Source organism: Pseudoalteromonas sp. J2K-J599, from assembly GCF_059295115.2.
Genome location: NZ_CM200271.1, coordinates 3,465,554 through 3,484,039, shown reverse-complemented (window position 1 = coordinate 3,484,039; position 18,486 = coordinate 3,465,554). Strand labels below are relative to the sequence as shown.

Sequence of the window (18,486 nt, the reverse complement as noted above, 5' to 3'; positions counted from 1 at the left end):
TAAGACTATGAGCTTGCAAGATCCTATCGCGGATTTGTTCACACGAATTCGTAACGGTCAATCAGCGAAGAAAGTATCTGTAACGATGCCAACTTCAAAGCTGAAAGTAGCATTAGCTAAAGTACTAAAAGACGAAGGTTATATCGTAGATTTCGCTGTTAACGGCGAAACTAAACCTGAGCTTTCTATCGAGTTGAAGTACTTCGAAGGCAAAGCTGTAATTGAAAATATCCAGCGTGTAAGTCGCCCTGGTTTACGTATCTATAAGAAACGTGACCAATTACCTAAGGTAATGGGTGGTCTTGGTATCGCTATCGTATCAACTTCTAAAGGCCTAATGACAGACCGCGCAGCACGTAGTGCTGGTGTTGGTGGTGAAATCATTGGTTTTGTAGCTTAATCGGAGGGGAACTATGTCTCGCATAGCAAAGGCACCAATTACTGTTCCTGCCGGTGTAGAAGTTACATTAAAAGGCCAGGAAATCACAGTTAAAGGCAAAAACGGTGAACTTACTCGTACAATCAACAACGCTGTTGAAGTACAAGTAAATGACAACGTTATTACTACTTTACCTCGTGATGGCGTAGCTAATGCATGGGCTCAAGCAGGTACTGCTCGCGCTCTAATCAACAACATGGTTGTTGGTACGCATGAAGGTTACGAGAAGAAACTTCAGTTAGTAGGCGTGGGTTACCGTGCTGCAGCGAAGGGTAAAACATTAGATTTAACTCTTGGCTTCTCACACCCAGTTAATTTCGCAGTTCCTGAAGGAATTACGATTGAAACTCCAAGCCAAACAGAAGTTCTAGTTAAGGGCGTAGACAAGCAGTTAGTTGGTCAAACAGCTGCTAACATTCGTGCATACCGTAAACCTGAGCCTTATAAAGGTAAGGGTGTTCGTTATTCAGATGAGAATGTACGCCGTAAAGAGGCTAAGAAGAAGTAAGGTAAGACGATGGATAAAAAAACAGCTCGTCTACGTCGTGCTAAACGCACTCGTAGAAATTATATTGAACAAGGCACAACGCGTCTTGTTATCCACCGCACGCCACGTCACATATACGCTCAAGTTGTAAATGCTGAGGGTAATGTACTGGCTGCTGCTTCTACTGTTGAAAAGGCTATTAGCGAAACAGTTAAAGGCACCGGTAACGTTGAAGCTGCGCAAGCAGTTGGCAAAGCGGTTGCTGAACGTGCGGCTGACAAAGGCATCGAAAAGATTGCTTTTGATCGCAGTGGCTTTAAATATCACGGCCGTGTGAAGGCGCTAGCTGATGCTGCGCGTGAAGCCGGTTTGCAATTCTAGGAGTAGACTATGGCTAACGTAGAAGCAAAGCAACAACAGCCTGATCTAGCTGAAAAGCTAATCGCGGTGAACCGTGTGTCTAAAGTAGTTAAAGGTGGTCGTATCTTTAGCTTTACTGCACTAACTGTAGTTGGTGACGGCGCAGGTAAAGTAGGTTTTGGTTATGGTAAAGCACGTGAAGTTCCAGCTGCTATTCAAAAAGCAATGGAAAAAGCACGTCGCAACATGATCAATGTAGACCTAAATGGCAATACATTACAGCATCCTGTTAAGGGACGTCATGCTGGCTCACTAGTGTTCATGAAACCAGCCTCTGAAGGTACTGGTATCATCGCAGGTGGTGCTATGCGTGCAGTACTAGAAGTGACTGGTGTTCAGAACGTACTTTCTAAATGTTACGGTTCTACTAACCCAATCAACGTAGTACGTGCAACGATTTCGGCTCTTGAGAATATGAATTCTCCACAGTCAATCGCTGCAAAACGTGGCCTTCGCGTAGACGAAATACTGGGGTAACCATGGCAAATCAAACTGTAAAAGTAACACAAGTAAAAAGCTCTATCGGTCGTTTACCGAAACATAAAGCTACATTACGCGGTCTTGGTTTACGTCGTATCAACCACACTGTTGAGTTAGAAGACACAGCATGTGTACGTGGTATGATAAACAAGGTTTCTTACATGGTTAAGGTAGAGGGTTAATTCGATGCATTTGAATACACTTTCACCTGCTGCAGGTTCAAAAACTGCTCCAAAACGTGTTGGTCGTGGTATCGGTTCTGGTCTAGGTAAGACTGGTGGTCGTGGTCACAAAGGTCAAAAATCACGTTCTGGCGGCAAAGTACGCGTTGGTTTTGAAGGCGGTCAAATGCCTATGCAACGTCGTCTACCTAAATTTGGTTTTACTTCTCGCAAATCTTTAGTATCTGCAGAAATAAACCTTTTTGAAATCGCTAAAGTTGAAGGCGATGTGGTAGACCTAAGCGCGTTACAAGCAGCTGGTCTAGTTAAAAAGAACGTTCTTTTCGTTAAAGTTGTTAAATCTGGCGAAGTTTCACGCGCTGTTACCGTTAAAGGCCTTAAAGCCTCTAAAGGTGCTCGCGAAGCTATTGAAGCTGCCGGAGGCAAGGTAGAAGACTAAGGAAGTACTAATGGCTAAACCAGGTCAAGATACAAAAAGTGCACAAGGTGGACTTTCGGAATTGAAGCGCCGATTACTCTTCGTATTGGGTGCTATCATAATTTACCGTCTAGGTTCATTTGTGCCGATCCCTGGGATTGACGCCGCTGTACTTGCCGATTTCTTCGAGCAACAAAAGGGCACCATTGTTGAAATGTTCAACATGTTCAGTGGTGGTGCACTTGAGCGAGCTTCAGTGTTAGCACTGGGTATTATGCCGTATATCTCGGCTTCGATTATTACGCAACTATTAACGCATATGTATCCTCCGTTTATAGAGCTTAAGAAAGAAGGTGAGCAAGGGCGTAAAAAAATTAGCCAGTACACACGCTATGGCACGCTTGTGCTAGCTACTATTCAATCAATCGGTATTGCTACTAGCTTACCGGGCATGATGGAGGGGTTAGTTGTTAACCCTGGTATGGGTTTCTATTTCACCGCTGTGGTGAGTTTAGTTACTGGTACTATGTTCCTTATGTGGTTGGGTGAACAAATAACAGAGCGTGGTATCGGTAACGGTATCTCTGTTCTAATATTTGTTGGTATTGTAGCTAACTTGCCGTCTGCTATTGGTTCGACAGTCGAAATGGCGCGCCAAGGTGATTTGAATGTTTTTGTACTGTTGATGGTTGCGGTAATCGTATTCGCTGTTACTTATCTTGTAGTGTTTTTCGAACGTGGACAACGTCGTATTGTTGTTAACTACGCTAAACGCCAACAAGGTCGTCAAGTATTTGCTGCCCAAAGCACGCATTTACCACTAAAAGTAAATATGGCGGGTGTTATTCCACCAATCTTCGCTAGCAGTATAATTCTGTTCCCTGGTACAATTGCTAGCTGGTTCGGCCAAGGTGAAGGTCCAGTCGCTGATGTATTACAAGCTGTTGCTACTACGTTGACTCCAGGTCAACCGTTGTATTCGCTTGTTTTAGCTGCGGCTATTATCTTCTTCTGCTTTTTCTACACAGCGTTGGTTTTTAACCCACGTGAAACAGCAGATAACCTTAAGAAATCTGGCGCATTTATCCCAGGTATTCGTCCAGGTGAGCAGACATCTAAATACATTGATAAAGTGATGACACGCCTGACATTGGCAGGTGCTTTGTATATAACCTTTATCTGTCTGGTGCCTGAATTCATGACGATGGCGTGGCAAACGCCATTCTACTTCGGCGGTACATCAGTTTTGATTATCGTTGTAGTAATCATGGACTTTATGGCACAAGTACAGACTCACCTGATGTCTCATCAGTATGATTCTGTGCTGAAAAAAGCGAACCTTAAAGGCTACGGTCGATAAGGTCAGTTTACGGAGTTGAGCAATGAAAGTACGTGCTTCCGTTAAGAAAATATGCCGTAACTGTAAAGTTATTAAACGTGCTGGTGTAGTACGCGTAATTTGCAGTGAGCCTAAGCATAAGCAAAGGCAAGGCTAAGTAAACAGTCGTGCAGGCTGAGTTTTCTCGGCCTGTGTTTTTAGTAGTGATTTGGTCTTCGTTTGAGTATCCTTACGGGCTTTTCAAACTTTTGATTACCAAATTCGAATATAGGAGATGTGTTAGTGGCCCGTATTGCTGGCATTAACGTCCCTGATCATAAACATGCAGTTATTGGTTTAACAGCTATTTATGGCATAGGTAAGACTCGCTCTAAGGCTATCTTAGAAGCGACTGGTATCGCCGAAACCACAAAAATCGGTGAACTTTCAGACGAAATTCTTGACGTACTGCGTGATGCAGTTGGCAAGTACACTGTTGAAGGTGATCTTCGTCGTGAAGTTACTTTAAATATCAAGCGCCTAATGGACCTTGGTTGTTATCGTGGCCTACGTCACCGTCGCTCTTTACCACTACGTGGTCAAAGAACTAAGACTAACGCGCGCACCCGTAAGGGTCCTCGTAAGCCTATTAAGCGATAAGGGGATAGTATTATGGCTAAGACACCAATTCGTCGTAAAAAGGTTAAAAAACAAGTTGCTGATGGTATGGCTCATGTTCATGCGTCTTTCAACAACACTATTGTAACGATTACCGACCGTCAAGGTAATGCACTATCATGGGCTACTGCCGGTGGTTCAGGTTTCCGTGGTTCACGTAAATCTACACCATTTGCTGCTCAGGTTGCTGCAGAGCGTGCAGGTACTGCTGCTCAAGAATACGGTTTAAAAAATCTAGAAGTTTTCATTAAAGGTCCAGGTCCAGGTCGTGAATCTGCTGTACGTGCTTTGAATGCTGCTGGCTACCGTATTACCAACATTACTGACGTGACGCCAATACCACATAATGGTTGTCGTCCACCGAAGAAACGTCGCGTTTAACAATAGGTTAGGAGAAATAACATGGCAAGATATTTGGGCCCTAAGCTCAAGCTGAGTCGTCGTGAAGGTACTGACCTGTTCCTTAAGAGCGGCGTAAGAGCTATCGACTCTAAGTGTAAACTTGAGACTGCACCTGGTCAGCACGGCGCTCGTAAAGGTCGCTTATCTGATTACGGTTTACAATTACGTGAAAAGCAAAAAGTACGTCGTATCTACGGTGTATTAGAAAAGCAATTCCGTAACTACTACAAAGAAGCTGCTCGCCTTAAAGGCAACACAGGTGAAAACTTGTTACAGCTTTTAGAGCAACGTTTAGACAATGTTGTATATCGCATGGGTTTTGCTAGCACACGTGCAGAAGCACGTCAGTTAGTAAGCCATAAAGCGATTTTAGTTAATGGTCGTGTTGTGAACATTCCTTCATACGTAATTACTCCAGAAGATACTGTTGTAATCCGTGAGAAGTCTAAGACGCAAGCACGTATCATCGCTGCTCTAGAGTTGGCTGAGCAACGTGAAAAGCCGACTTGGGTTGAAGTTGACGGTAAGAAATTGGAAGGCAGCTTTAAGCGTCTACCTGAGCGTTCAGACCTGTCTGCGGACATTAATGAACAACTAATCGTCGAACTTTACTCTAAGTAAAGTTAAGAGTTAAGAGAGGATAAAATGCAGGGTTCTGTTACAGAATTTCTAAAACCAAGGTTAGTCGACATCGACGCTATCAACCCAACGCGTTCTAAAATAGTTTTAGAACCATTAGAGCGTGGCTTTGGCCATACTCTGGGTAATGCTTTACGCCGTATATTACTTTCATCTATGCCTGGATGTGCAGTAACTGAAGTTGAAATCGACGGTGTATTACATGAGTACAGCGCGAAAGAAGGCGTTCAAGAAGACATCATTGAAATACTATTAAACCTTAAAGGTTTAGCAGTAACGTTAGAAGGCAAAGATGAAGTTTTTCTGACCCTGACTAAATCTGGTGTAGGCCCTGTTACTGCGGCTGATATTCAGCACGATGGCGATGTAACAATTGCTAATCCAGATCACGTTATTTGTAATTTAACTACAAATAACAGCGAGATCAGCATGCGTATTCGTGTTGAACGTGGTCGTGGTTATGTGCCGGCATCTAGTCGTTTATCCTCTGATGACGATGAGCGTCCAATTGGTAGATTGTTGCTTGATGCATCATTTAGCCCAGTTGAACGTATTGCGTACTCGGTTGAATCAGCTCGAGTTGAGCAACGTACAGATTTAGACAAGTTAATCATTGATATGGAAACAAACGGCACTTTAGATCCAGAAGAAGCGATCCGCCGTGCGTCTACTATCTTAGCTGAGCAATTAGATGCATTCGTAGATTTACGTGATGTAACTGAGCCAGAAGAGAAAGAAGAGAAGCCAGAATTCGATCCTATTCTACTTCGTCCAGTTGATGATCTTGAATTAACAGTACGCTCAGCAAATTGTTTGAAAGCCGAGCAAATTCAATATATCGGTGATTTAGTTCAGCGCACTGAAGTTGAGCTTCTTAAAACGCCTAATCTAGGTAAGAAGTCTCTAACTGAAATTAAAGACGTGCTAGCTTCACGTGGACTTTCTCTAGGTATGCGCCTAGAAAATTGGCCACCTGCAAGCTTAGCTGAATAATCTAAATCACTATATTAGTTTAGTTAGAAGGATAGGGTCATGCGCCATCGTAAGAGTGGTCGTCAATTAAACCGTAACAGTAGCCATCGTAAAGCGATGTTTAGCAATATGGCAGGTTCTTTGGTGAAACATGAAATCATCAAAACTACTTTGCCAAAAGCGAAAGAGTTACGTCGTGTAATTGAACCTTTAATCACACTGGCTAAGACTGACAGTGTAGCAAATCGCCGTTTAGCGTTTGCTCGCACGCGTGATAATGAAGTTGTTGGTAAATTATTCAGTGAAATCGGTCCACGTAACGCGGATCGTCCAGGTGGTTACACTCGTATTCTTAAGTGTGGCTTCCGTACTGGTGATAATGCACCAATGGCTTATATTGAACTAGTTGGTCGCCCAGCGACTAGCGAAGCAGTTCAAGAAGACGCACAGTCTGCAGAGTAAGTCTTAAAGAAACCTAAAAGCCGAGCTTATGCTCGGCTTTTTCTTGCCTAAAATTTGTCAAACTATATGAACCAGTAATTACCTTCTATTATGTGCATCGACTCATAGATTCTGAATCGATAGGTTGTTTTGACTGCTGTTTTAATAACTTAGCCTAGTTACCTTTACTTACCATTCATCCAAAATAGCCTATCCGGTTTTAGTTAAAGAGTATTTTCACTTTATATAGTGATTTACAGTTATTAATAATAGCACTTCGAATTTAACTACCATTAAGCAATCCCTAACGAAGTTTTTAGTGATTAGAGCTGCTCAGAAGATATATGGGGTCGCTCTCTTATCTATATACCGGTACTAAGAGCCTCATAGTAAAGCTAACCATTGGGGCCTTAGTAAACTCACTTCTCAAATAAAAATATAGCCCAATGAATTTAAATCTCAGCTTTTGACTATTTCAAATGATTTTAGTAACACGACTCTTAACTTATTGGTTGGCTTTTTCAGCATTGATGATCCAAATATGTCTCTACTGATCACTAGTTACCATAACTTTGACTTTAAATAGCTCTTTGAACCCCTCAATACAGGAGGTTTAGTTGTGTTTTTGAGCGTTTAGCTCAAATACTCAGCGAACAGCACATTATTTCAAGTTTTCCTCAAAAAAGGGTTGATCTGTTTTCGGATCTCCCTATAATGCGACCCCACTGAGACGGGAAACAGCAACGCATAGCGAGGCACGAACAACTCAGGGTGTTAAGTAAAACTTAGATTGAATCTTTTTAGAAAGTTTAAATTTAAGTATTGACAAAAAAATAGGAAAGCGTAATATGCGCAGCCCTAGCGAGATAAAGTTCAACTTTATAATCGCAACGTTCTTTAACAATATAAAGCAATCATCTGTGTGGGCACTCGTACAGATTGAGTTCTAACAGCCAAGCTACTTCGTTCTTTATTGAGCAAGTAACGAGGCAAACAAATTAGAGTCTCAATTGAAAACTGAGTGACCAACAGAAGTAACTTATTTATAAGTTGCTTCGGCACAGTCAATTCAATATCGAAAGATATTAAAAAATTCAGAATTCATTGAGCTGTCGAAAGACATAAAACTTTTTAATTGAAGAGTTTGATCATGGCTCAGATTGAACGCTGGCGGCAGGCCTAACACATGCAAGTCGAGCGGTAACAGAAAGTAGCTTGCTACTTTGCTGACGAGCGGCGGACGGGTGAGTAATGCTTGGGAACATGCCTTGAGGTGGGGGACAACAGTTGGAAACGACTGCTAATACCGCATAATGTCTACGGACCAAAGGGGGCTTCGGCTCTCGCCTTTAGATTGGCCCAAGTGGGATTAGCTAGTTGGTGAGGTAATGGCTCACCAAGGCGACGATCCCTAGCTGGTTTGAGAGGATGATCAGCCACACTGGGACTGAGACACGGCCCAGACTCCTACGGGAGGCAGCAGTGGGGAATATTGCACAATGGGCGCAAGCCTGATGCAGCCATGCCGCGTGTGTGAAGAAGGCCTTCGGGTTGTAAAGCACTTTCAGTCAGGAGGAAAGGTTAGTAGTTAATACCTGCTAGCTGTGACGTTACTGACAGAAGAAGCACCGGCTAACTCCGTGCCAGCAGCCGCGGTAATACGGAGGGTGCGAGCGTTAATCGGAATTACTGGGCGTAAAGCGTACGCAGGCGGTTTGTTAAGCGAGATGTGAAAGCCCCGGGCTCAACCTGGGAACTGCATTTCGAACTGGCAAACTAGAGTGTGATAGAGGGTGGTAGAATTTCAGGTGTAGCGGTGAAATGCGTAGAGATCTGAAGGAATACCGATGGCGAAGGCAGCCACCTGGGTCAACACTGACGCTCATGTACGAAAGCGTGGGGAGCAAACGGGATTAGATACCCCGGTAGTCCACGCCGTAAACGATGTCTACTAGAAGCTCGGAACCTCGGTTCTGTTTTTCAAAGCTAACGCATTAAGTAGACCGCCTGGGGAGTACGGCCGCAAGGTTAAAACTCAAATGAATTGACGGGGGCCCGCACAAGCGGTGGAGCATGTGGTTTAATTCGATGCAACGCGAAGAACCTTACCTACACTTGACATACAGAGAACTTACCAGAGATGGTTTGGTGCCTTCGGGAACTCTGATACAGGTGCTGCATGGCTGTCGTCAGCTCGTGTTGTGAGATGTTGGGTTAAGTCCCGCAACGAGCGCAACCCCTATCCTTAGTTGCTAGCAGGTAATGCTGAGAACTCTAAGGAGACTGCCGGTGATAAACCGGAGGAAGGTGGGGACGACGTCAAGTCATCATGGCCCTTACGTGTAGGGCTACACACGTGCTACAATGGCGCATACAGAGTGCTGCGAACTCGCGAGAGTAAGCGAATCACTTAAAGTGCGTCGTAGTCCGGATTGGAGTCTGCAACTCGACTCCATGAAGTCGGAATCGCTAGTAATCGCGTATCAGAATGACGCGGTGAATACGTTCCCGGGCCTTGTACACACCGCCCGTCACACCATGGGAGTGGGTTGCTCCAGAAGTAGATAGTCTAACCCTCGGGAGGACGTTTACCACGGAGTGATTCATGACTGGGGTGAAGTCGTAACAAGGTAGCCCTAGGGGAACCTGGGGCTGGATCACCTCCTTATACGATTTAGAACTTATTTGTTCGTAGTGTCCACACAGATGATTGTTAATTAGTGCTTGTCCCTTTGGGATAACTAATTAATATGCTCTTTAAAAATTTGGAAAAGCTGATAATAAAATTCTGATAGATACATTGTATTTATCAAGAGTTTTCAAAAGTAAAAAAGAATGGTAGCAGTACCATTCAGTGCCATTTGATTAACGTTTTACGTTGATTGATTGGTATCTACTTTAGTATTCAATATTAACTTCTGGCGAAGTTAAACTGTCACAAAACAAAGACCCGTTTGGGTTGTATGGTTAAGTGACTAAGCGTACACGGTGGATGCCTTGGCAGTTGGAGGCGATGAAGGACGTATTAACTTGCGATAAGCCTAGTCAAGCTAGTAAAAAGCGCTTGAGACTAGGATTTCCGAATGGGGAAACCCACCTGCTTGCAGGTATCGTTAACTGAATACATAGGTTAACGAGGCGAACGCGGAGAACTGAAACATCTAAGTACCCGTAGGAAAAGAAATCAACCGAGATTCCGAAAGTAGCGGCGAGCGAAATCGGAACAGCCCTTAAGCTTATTATGTGTTAATGGAAGGCTCTGGAAAGTGCCACGATACAGGGTGATAGTCCCGTACATGAAAAGACATTTTAAGTGAAATCGAGTAGGTCGGAGCACGTGAAACTTTGACTGAATATAGGTGGACCATCATCTAAGGCTAAATACTCCCAACTGACCGATAGTGAACCAGTACCGTGAGGGAAAGGCGAAAAGAACCCCTGTGAGGGGAGTGAAATAGAACCTGAAACCGTGTACGTACAAGCAGTAGGAGCCCACTTGTTGGGTGACTGCGTACCTTTTGTATAATGGGTCAGCGACTTATATTTTGTAGCGAGGTTAACCGAATAGGGTAGCCGTAGGGAAACCGAGTCTTAACTGGGCGACTAGTTGCAAGGTATAGACCCGAAACCCGGTGATCTAGCCATGGGCAGGTTGAAGGTTGAGTAACATCAACTGGAGGACCGAACCCACTAACGTTGAAAAGTTAGGGGATGACCTGTGGCTAGGAGTGAAAGGCTAATCAAACCGGGAGATAGCTGGTTCTCCCCGAAATCTATTTAGGTAGAGCCTCGGACGAATACTTACGGGGGTAGAGCACTGTTAAGGCTAGGGGGTCATCCCGACTTACCAACCCTTTGCAAACTCCGAATACCGTAAAGTAATATCCGGGAGACACACGGCGGGTGCTAACGTCCGTCGTGAAGAGGGAAACAACCCAGACCGCCAGCTAAGGTCCCAAAGTCATAGTTAAGTGGGAAACGATGTGGAAAGGCCCAGACAGCCAGGAGGTTGGCTTAGAAGCAGCCATCCTTTAAAGAAAGCGTAATAGCTCACTGGTCGAGTCGGTCTGCGCGGAAGATGTAACGGGGCTAAACTATGCACCGAAGCTGCGGATTCAGAATTTATTCTGAGTGGTAGGGGAGCGTTCTGTAAGCGGTTGAAGGTGTACCGGGAGGTATGCTGGACGTATCAGAAGTGCGAATGCTGACATGAGTAACGATAATGGGAGTGAAAAACTCCCACGCCGGAAGACCAAGGGTTCCTATCCCATGTTAATCAGGGTAGGGTAAGTCGACCCCTAAGGCGAGGCCGAAAGGCGTAGTCGATGGGAAACAGATTAATATTTCTGTACTCGATATAATTGCGATGGGGGGACGGAGCAGGCTAAACAAGCATGGCGTTGGTAGTCCATGTGAAAGTGAGTAGGTTGGCGACTTAGGTAAATCCGGGTTGCTGTTAAGACTGAGACACGAGACGAGTCACCACGGTGATGAAGTTGTTGATGCCATACTTCCAGGAAAAGCCTCTAAGCTTCAGATTATATGGAATCGTACCCCAAACCGACACAGGTGGTCAGGTAGAGAATACTAAGGCGCTTGAGAGAACTCGGGTGAAGGAACTAGGCAAAATCGTACCGTAACTTCGGGAGAAGGTACGCTCCTATCTGTGATGAGACTTGCTCTCTAAGCGGACGGGAGCCGCAGTGACCAGGTGGCTGGGACTGTTTATTAAAAACACAGCACTGTGCAAAATCGCAAGATGACGTATACGGTGTGACACCTGCCCGGTGCCGGAAGGTTAATTGATGGGGTTATCCTTAGGGAGAAGCTCTTGATCGAAGCCCCGGTAAACGGCGGCCGTAACTATAACGGTCCTAAGGTAGCGAAATTCCTTGTCGGGTAAGTTCCGACCTGCACGAATGGTGTAACCATGGCCACGCTGTCTCCACCCGAGACTCAGTGAAATTGAAATCGCAGTGAAGATGCTGTGTACCCGCGGCTAGACGGAAAGACCCCGTGAACCTTTACTACAGCTTGGCACTGAACATTGAACCTACATGTGTAGGATAGGTGGGAGACTTTGAAGCAGCGACGCTAGTTGTTGTGGAGTCGTCCTTGAAATACCACCCTTGTAGTTTTGATGTTCTAACGTTGGCCCCTGAATCGGGGTTACGGACAGTGCCTGGTGGGTAGTTTGACTGGGGCGGTCTCCTCCTAAAGAGTAACGGAGGAGCACGAAGGTTGGCTAAGTACGGTCGGACATCGTACGGTTAGTGTAATGGTAGAAGCCAGCTTAACTGCGAGACAGACACGTCGAGCAGGTACGAAAGTAGGTCATAGTGATCCGGTGGTTCTGAATGGAAGGGCCATCGCTCAACGGATAAAAGGTACTCCGGGGATAACAGGCTGATACCGCCCAAGAGTTCATATCGACGGCGGTGTTTGGCACCTCGATGTCGGCTCATCACATCCTGGGGCTGAAGTCGGTCCCAAGGGTATGGCTGTTCGCCATTTAAAGTGGTACGCGAGCTGGGTTTAGAACGTCGTGAGACAGTTCGGTCCCTATCTGCCGTGGGCGTTTGAGAATTGAGAGGGGTTGCTCCTAGTACGAGAGGACCGGAGTGAACGAACCGCTGGTGTTCGGGTTGTCATGCCAATGGCATTGCCCGGTAGCTACGTTCGGAACTGATAAGCGCTGAAAGCATCTAAGCGCGAAGCAGGCCTCGAGATGAGTTCTCACTAGACTTTTAAAGTCTCTGAAGGGCCGTTGAAGACTACAACGTTGATAGGCAAGATGTGGAAGTGGTGTGAGCCATTAAGCTAACTTGTACTAATTACCCGTGAGGCTTAACCATACAACGCCAAACGCGTTTTATGCGACAGTTTGACAGAAGTTAATATGACTAAAGTAGACATTACTTAGAAAGACTTAAAAAATATTATCAGATATTTTCCAAATTCAAGAGGTGACTCTTAGCGCGTAGCGTTAACATTGAGGCACCTTGCGCAAAGAAAATGGTAGCACTACGTGCTTGTCATTGATTCTTTGCACCTAATTTGCTTGGTGACAATAGCGTTTTGGACCCACCTGACTCCATGCCGAACTCAGTAGTGAAACGAAACAGCGCCGATGATAGTGTAGCATTTGCTATGTGAAAGTAGGACATTACCAGGCTTCAAATTGTAGAAAGCCCGAATCTAACGATTCGGGCTTTTTTACGTCTGCAGAAAAGTGAAATATGGGGAGTAACGGACATTACATACTCGATTCTTCTCTAATTCATCTAAATGTACAAGTTGAGCGGAATAGCTCATTATTCCAGTACTAAAGTTAATAACCAAATTTAAAGGCTATTTAAAATAGTCCATAAGCTTGGGTTTCTTCACTTTCAGATTCTTCTAGTTGAGCTGGTTTAAATATTACGCTTGGATCAATTAATACACTATGCTTTTGGGGGAGCTTGATTAATCCTAGCATCATATTTTTAGTTTGTGGGTCTAGATCAAAACCAACCTCAGTGAGCTTATCCAGTGGCTTTATGTCTTCTTTTTTATAGTCGATATTATCTTCAACCTTATCTACTAATAAACCAACATGTGGATTTAGTCCGTCTTTGGTGGTGAAAACAATAATAGGTTTATAGTCTAAGGTTATTTGCTCTTTAGCGGATTCAAATAAACGCTCAAGCTGAATTAGACTATTACGCTTAATTTTGTCGAGCAGAGCTGATACTTGTTTATGATCACTTCGATTATGGGCTGCTATAGCTGCTTTTGCTGTCTCTAGTAATGATTGGAAGGGCTCGTCAAGCCGAGACATTGTTAATTTTAAGTCTTCATTGTCGGTGTTGAATTCTTTGTAAAACAAAACAAAATCTTGTAGTTCTGCGTCATTATTTGAAATAGAAGCCGAGCTATTTAATAAGTTACTTTGAAAGGTATTAAACCAGTTTAATAGTTTGTCTTGCCATATTCTTAGTTGTTTTAGTACATGCGCATTACTTTGTTCAGTTGAGATATTATTTAAAATAATACCTAAATCAAAAACAGGTGTTGGTATATCCATATAATCTTTAACACCAATAAAGCTTTTATTATTGTTTGGTAAAGTTGTTAGATTATTGTCAAAGCGCTCAGTTAATAAAATATCGAGTATTTTTAGCGAAATTGTTTTGCAGCCCACTTTAAAGTTTATTAATTCCATGCCTTTATCTTAATTTACCTATTAATGCTTTAAGGATAGAACAAATTAAATAAATAGCTTAAAGATGGATAAAATTTAACAGAGATAGGGCAACTAGAAATTATTAGATGGTGCTAGTGAGGTTTTTTATGGCACGTTTAAATTGATTCTCAAGCTGCTTTTTTCCTAATAAACCTAAGTGTTGAATCACTTTTTCATTACTTTCATTTTGAAGTACTAACTTTATTAAAAGTTGTTTATCCGACTCTGTTAATTGAGATATACAAGAAGGTGACTGGCTCAGTAACTGCCAAAGAGTTGCAGAGATACTAAATTGAGTGAAGTTACTTTTAGTGAGCAGCGCTAGTCGCTCGTGAGTCTCTAGGCTTATTAACTCGTCGCTAAATCCTTCAATTAGGATATTCACGAGTTGCCAATCTAGTGTTTTAAAGTGTGTTAAAAGCCCATAAAAAAAATCGTTTTTAAACTGCTTTTTCAAAGGTTGAATAATTGTACTTTTGTCACTTAAGCATTTAACCACAAGCGCCGAATTTTCAGCGGTGCTTTTATCGCGTTGATAACCTAATTTTACAGTATCAAACCCTAGATTTTGCCAAAAATTAAGTAACTGCGCTGTTGCCCCAAAGCTTGCACCAAGCCAACTACATTGGCTTTTTACCTGCGATTCGCAAAAACTAAGTAGCTTTTTACCAAGTCCTATATTGTGGGAACTCGGATCAATCGCTATTCGTACAACGCGAGCGCTCAGTTGCGTTAAACAGTCATTATTAAAGCTAAGTTGTGAGAGTGCTTGCGCCATTAAATGCCCTTGCGGACGGCGCTCTCCACTTATAATCTGTAGGGCAAGTTCTTCACTCAAACCACCTTCTATGGCGATTAAGCATACGCCAACTAATTGATTATTAATTTTGCTAATAAATAGTCTTTGCGATGGTGCGTCTAGTAGTTGGCGTAAGTCGTTGACACTACTTTGATAGTGAGCCAGTGCAAGTAGGGCAATAACTTGTTGCAGTAAAGGCTCATTGTTTACAAGGGATTGCTGAGTTACTTCGCTATGAATTGGCTGCTCTAATTCATCACTACTTGACTCTATATATTCTGCATCGAGTGCAAGTAAGGTGCGAATGTGCTTCTCGAGGGGATCGTGTTTAGCAAAGCGCAGTGGCTCATCAAGTGTTACAACTTTAGAGGCTTTATAGTGTGCTTTAATATAGTTACTAAAGCGAATGGTATAACCCCTACCATTGCCTTCATACCCAACCAGAGTGCTTGCAAAGACTATACGAGGGTAATGAGCTAGCATTTTTAGCAATAACGGAACAGGGATTGCGGCAGCTTCATCCACTAGTAATAAATCGCACTCAGGTAGCGTATTTAATAACGCGTCAGGTGCAACGTAATGTAAGTTAGCGAGCTGTTTATCATCAGCGTTATATTGTATGCCTAATTCTTTGGCTAAATGTTTAAAGCTGCTATGGGTCGCTTTAAACTGGGTACTGCAAATAATGACTTTTTTATCAGTTAATTTTGCTGTTGCTAATCCGAGTGCAGCCGACTTACCTCTGCCTCTATCGGCATTAATGAGTAAAGGTCTGTTGGCACGGCCATTAGCTACTTTTACTATTTGTTCAACGCAGTTTTGCTGTGGTTGATAATCAATTTTATTATGCATTACATAGCTAGCGTTATTACTAATACAGCCATTTTTTTCACTAAAATTAAAAGCGGGTAATTGCTTAATAATATTCGCGAAACGTTGATTAAATATGCTGTAGTCAATGCTCTGACCGTGTGATTGCACTGTACTTAAAGCAGGGTCTTGCCAAGAGGTCAAATCATCTAGTTCAGGCAGTAATAAAAACAGTATACCGCCTGCTTTGACGGTGCCGGCAAGTGCTGCAAGTTTATCAGGGTGCAAACCACTAAAACCATCGTAAACAGCATGAGCAAATTCTTGCCCTAAAATTTGGTGAGTGCGAGTAGGCCAGTACGAATTTTTAATCGCGCACCGCTTTGATACAACAAGTGTATTGTCGTTATCTATTAATGAGTTAAGTATTTCATAACACCAAGCTGGGCTGCCCGTAATCAACACTAGCTGACGATGATACGCGCCAGCTAATTGTTGCTCTAACTCATTTAGGTGTGCTTTATACCGCTTGTAATCGTGCATAGGCCGTTACTAACCATTTACTACCAAGGTCGTCAAAGTTAACTTGTACGCGAGATTGCGCGCCACTGCCTTCGTAATTAAGTACGGTACCAATACCAAACTTAGCATGCAAAACTCGTTGTCCTAAGTTAAAGCCACTGTCTTCAAATGCGGCATGGCTAACTGATGCGCTAAAACGCCCAGCGGCAGGTGGGCGAGAAACCTGTGTTTTAATACGGATTTCTTCTACGCAGTCTTCAGGGATTTCGCGTAAAAAGCGAGAGGGGCTATGGTATTTTTCTTGCCCGTATAAACGGCGACTCTCAGCATGGCTAATGTATAACTTATCCATTGCTCGTGTCATGCCTACATAACAAAGGCGGCGCTCTTCTTCTAAGCGACCCGACTCTTCGTTGCTTTGCTGAGAAGGGAACATGCCTTCTTCTACGCCTACCATAAACACTAGCGGAAACTCTAAGCCTTTAGCTGAGTGAAGCGTCATCATTTGTACGGCGTCTTCGTGTTCTTCTGCTTGTCCTTCACCTGACTCAAGTGACGTATGGGCTAAAAAGCCTTGTAAAGGTGAGCTGTACTCTTCGTCTTCAGGCAGCTCATACTGATCACAAGCGCTAATTAGCTCTTCTAAGTTTTCTACGCGAGCACGGCCTTTTTCACCTTTTTCGGCTTGGTACATTGCCATCAAGCCTGAGGTTTGAATTGTGTACTTGGCTTGCTCATGCAAAGTTAGGTCGCTAATTTTATCTTCTATTTGTTCAACGAGTTCTACAAACTTACTTACTGCACCAGAAGCACGACCAGATAAATGCTGTTGTTCTACAATTGCTTTTGCGGCATACCAAAGCGGTAACGATTCTGCTCGTGCACAATCGCGTATATGGCTCAATGTTTTATCGCCAATACCGCGTGCTGGCGTATTAATTACACGCTCAAACGCGGCATCGTCTTGACGATTACCTACTAGGCGTAAGTACGACAACGCATCTTTAATTTCTTGTCGTTCGAAGAATCGCATACCCCCATAAATACGGTATTTTAAGCCTTCTTGCAGCATGGCCTCCTCGAGTACACGAGATTGCGCGTTACTACGGTATAAAATTGCGGCATCTTGTAGGGCATTACCTGCATTTAACCAGCTTCGTAGTTTGCTACTTACAAAGCGTGCTTCGTCTAACTCATTAAATGCCGCATAAATAGAAATTGGCTCGCCATCGTTACCGTCGGTCCATAAGCTTTTACCCATACGCTCTGAGTTATTTTGAATTAATGCATTAGACGCTTTCAAAATAGTTGCTGTTGAACGGTAGTTTTGTTCAAGACGAATGGTTTCTGCGCTAAAGTCAGTTAAAAATCGTTTAATATTTTCGATTTTAGCACCGCGCCAACCGTAAATACTTTGGTCATCGTCGCCTACAATCATGATACTGCTTGTATCGCCTGCAAGTAACTTTAACCAAGCATATTGAATGGTATTTGTATCTTGGAACTCGTCTACGAGCATATGTGCAAAGCGTTGCTGATAATGACGCAGTAACGTTGGGTTATTTTTTAACACTTCGTAGCTGCGTAGTAATATTTCGGCAAAATCTACTAGGCCTGCTCTATCACAGGCCTCTTGGTAGGCGGCGTAAACACGCAGCATCATTTGCTCGTTAATATCGTATGCTTGAATATCTTTAGGGCGAAGTGCTTCATCTTTTTTAGCGCTGATGTACCAGCCAAATTGTTTGGCGGGCCATTTTTTATCATCGATATTCATCGATTTTAATAAGCGCTTGATCATCCGAAGTTGATCGTCAGAGTCTAAAATTTGAAAGGCTTCTGGTAAGTTAGCTTCACGGTGATGAGCACGTAAAATACGATGCGACAAACCATGGAACGTACCAATCCACATACCACCTACAGGGGCTTTTAGTGTTTCTTCAACGCGGCTGCGCATTTCTTTAGCCGCTTTATTAGTAAAGGTTACGGCAAAAATACTGTAAGCAGATGCTTGCTCAACTTGCATAAGCCACGCAATACGATGAACTAACACTCGTGTTTTACCAGACCCAGCACCTGCTAATACCAGCATGTTTTGTAGTGGGGCTGCAACGGCATCGCGTTGTTTGTCATTTAAGCCATCGAGTAATTGTGAAACGTCCATCGTTACGCCTTTTTAATCAATATTGTGGGCAGTATAACAGGTGTTTTTGTTAGGCTAAATAAAATACTGTTTTTATAAACAGCTATTTAT

Annotated in this window: 16 protein-coding genes and 3 rRNA genes; 16 read left to right on the top strand and 3 right to left on the bottom strand. The window is 43.4% G+C overall.

Annotated elements, in window-relative coordinates; all coding sequences use genetic code 11:
• Positions 1-7: 7 nt before the first annotated feature.
• The 16 genes from rpsH (at position 8) to rrf (ending at position 13,051) form a co-directional block, all read left to right on the top strand.
• Positions 8-400, top strand: a complete 393-nt coding sequence (gene rpsH, locus AC5NT5_RS15765) for a 30S ribosomal protein S8 (RefSeq protein ID WP_002959491.1) — start codon at positions 8-10, stop codon at positions 398-400.
• 13 nt (positions 401-413) lie between these two features.
• Positions 414-947, top strand: a complete 534-nt coding sequence (rplF, locus tag AC5NT5_RS15760; RefSeq protein ID WP_002959488.1) for a 50S ribosomal protein L6 — start codon at positions 414-416, stop codon at positions 945-947.
• A gap of 9 nt (positions 948-956) precedes the next feature.
• Complete coding sequence (gene rplR, locus AC5NT5_RS15755) at positions 957-1,307, top strand: 50S ribosomal protein L18 (protein WP_002959486.1); 351 nt, start codon at positions 957-959, stop codon at positions 1,305-1,307.
• Positions 1,308-1,316: 9 nt separating this feature from the next.
• Positions 1,317-1,823 (top strand): 30S ribosomal protein S5, encoded by a 507-nt coding sequence (rpsE, locus tag AC5NT5_RS15750; RefSeq protein WP_002959485.1) that lies wholly within the window; start codon positions 1,317-1,319, stop codon positions 1,821-1,823.
• A gap of 2 nt (positions 1,824-1,825) precedes the next feature.
• Positions 1,826-2,008 (top strand): 50S ribosomal protein L30, encoded by a 183-nt coding sequence (rpmD, locus tag AC5NT5_RS15745; RefSeq protein ID WP_002959482.1) that lies wholly within the window; start codon positions 1,826-1,828, stop codon positions 2,006-2,008.
• Between the two features lie 4 nt (positions 2,009-2,012).
• The gene (gene rplO, locus AC5NT5_RS15740) at positions 2,013-2,447 is read left to right on the top strand and encodes a 50S ribosomal protein L15 (RefSeq protein WP_002959480.1); all 435 of its coding nucleotides are present in this window, start codon (positions 2,013-2,015) and stop codon (positions 2,445-2,447) included.
• A 10-nt stretch (positions 2,448-2,457) separates the two neighbouring features.
• Positions 2,458-3,786: a preprotein translocase subunit SecY gene (secY, locus tag AC5NT5_RS15735; protein ID WP_002959478.1), complete on the top strand. Its 1,329-nt coding sequence runs from the start codon at positions 2,458-2,460 to the stop codon at positions 3,784-3,786.
• Between the two features lie 22 nt (positions 3,787-3,808).
• The gene (gene rpmJ / locus AC5NT5_RS15730) at positions 3,809-3,922 is read left to right on the top strand and encodes a 50S ribosomal protein L36 (RefSeq protein ID WP_002959476.1); all 114 of its coding nucleotides are present in this window, start codon (positions 3,809-3,811) and stop codon (positions 3,920-3,922) included.
• 125 nt (positions 3,923-4,047) lie between these two features.
• Positions 4,048-4,404, top strand: a complete 357-nt coding sequence (gene rpsM, locus AC5NT5_RS15725) for a 30S ribosomal protein S13 (protein WP_002959473.1) — start codon at positions 4,048-4,050, stop codon at positions 4,402-4,404.
• A gap of 12 nt (positions 4,405-4,416) precedes the next feature.
• The gene (gene rpsK, locus AC5NT5_RS15720; protein ID WP_002959471.1) at positions 4,417-4,803 is read left to right on the top strand and encodes a 30S ribosomal protein S11; all 387 of its coding nucleotides are present in this window, start codon (positions 4,417-4,419) and stop codon (positions 4,801-4,803) included.
• Between the two features lie 21 nt (positions 4,804-4,824).
• On the top strand, positions 4,825-5,445 hold the full coding sequence (rpsD, locus tag AC5NT5_RS15715; protein WP_002959461.1) for a 30S ribosomal protein S4: 621 nt from the start codon (positions 4,825-4,827) through the stop codon (positions 5,443-5,445).
• 24 nt (positions 5,446-5,469) lie between these two features.
• Positions 5,470-6,456, top strand: coding sequence for a DNA-directed RNA polymerase subunit alpha (locus AC5NT5_RS15710; RefSeq protein WP_002959452.1), 987 nt, complete (start codon positions 5,470-5,472; stop codon positions 6,454-6,456).
• 39 nt (positions 6,457-6,495) lie between these two features.
• Positions 6,496-6,897, top strand: coding sequence for a 50S ribosomal protein L17 (rplQ, locus tag AC5NT5_RS15705; protein WP_002959450.1), 402 nt, complete (start codon positions 6,496-6,498; stop codon positions 6,895-6,897).
• A gap of 1,111 nt (positions 6,898-8,008) precedes the next feature.
• Positions 8,009-9,544 (top strand): 16S ribosomal RNA (locus AC5NT5_RS15700).
• A 297-nt stretch (positions 9,545-9,841) separates the two neighbouring features.
• Positions 9,842-12,731, top strand: a 23S ribosomal RNA gene (locus AC5NT5_RS15695).
• Positions 12,732-12,936: 205 nt separating this feature from the next.
• A 5S ribosomal RNA gene (rrf, locus tag AC5NT5_RS15690) occupies positions 12,937-13,051 on the top strand.
• Together the 16S, 23S and 5S rRNA genes form the textbook arrangement of a ribosomal RNA operon.
• A gap of 180 nt (positions 13,052-13,231) precedes the next feature.
• Here rrf and AC5NT5_RS15685 read toward each other — a convergent pair.
• From AC5NT5_RS15685 to uvrD, 3 genes are all read right to left on the bottom strand, one after another.
• Entirely contained in the window at positions 13,232-14,080 is an 849-nt protein-coding gene (locus tag AC5NT5_RS15685; RefSeq protein WP_182736890.1) for a chemotaxis protein, read from the bottom strand.
• Between the two features lie 103 nt (positions 14,081-14,183).
• Complete coding sequence (locus tag AC5NT5_RS15680) at positions 14,184-16,253, bottom strand: tRNA(Met) cytidine acetyltransferase TmcA domain-containing protein (protein WP_494513831.1); 2,070 nt, start codon at positions 16,251-16,253, stop codon at positions 14,184-14,186.
• Positions 16,231-18,396, bottom strand: coding sequence for a DNA helicase II (uvrD, locus tag AC5NT5_RS15675; RefSeq protein ID WP_002963007.1), 2,166 nt, complete (start codon positions 18,394-18,396; stop codon positions 16,231-16,233). Before uvrD ends, AC5NT5_RS15680 begins: the two co-directional genes overlap by 23 nt.
• Positions 18,397-18,486: the final 90 nt, after the last annotated feature.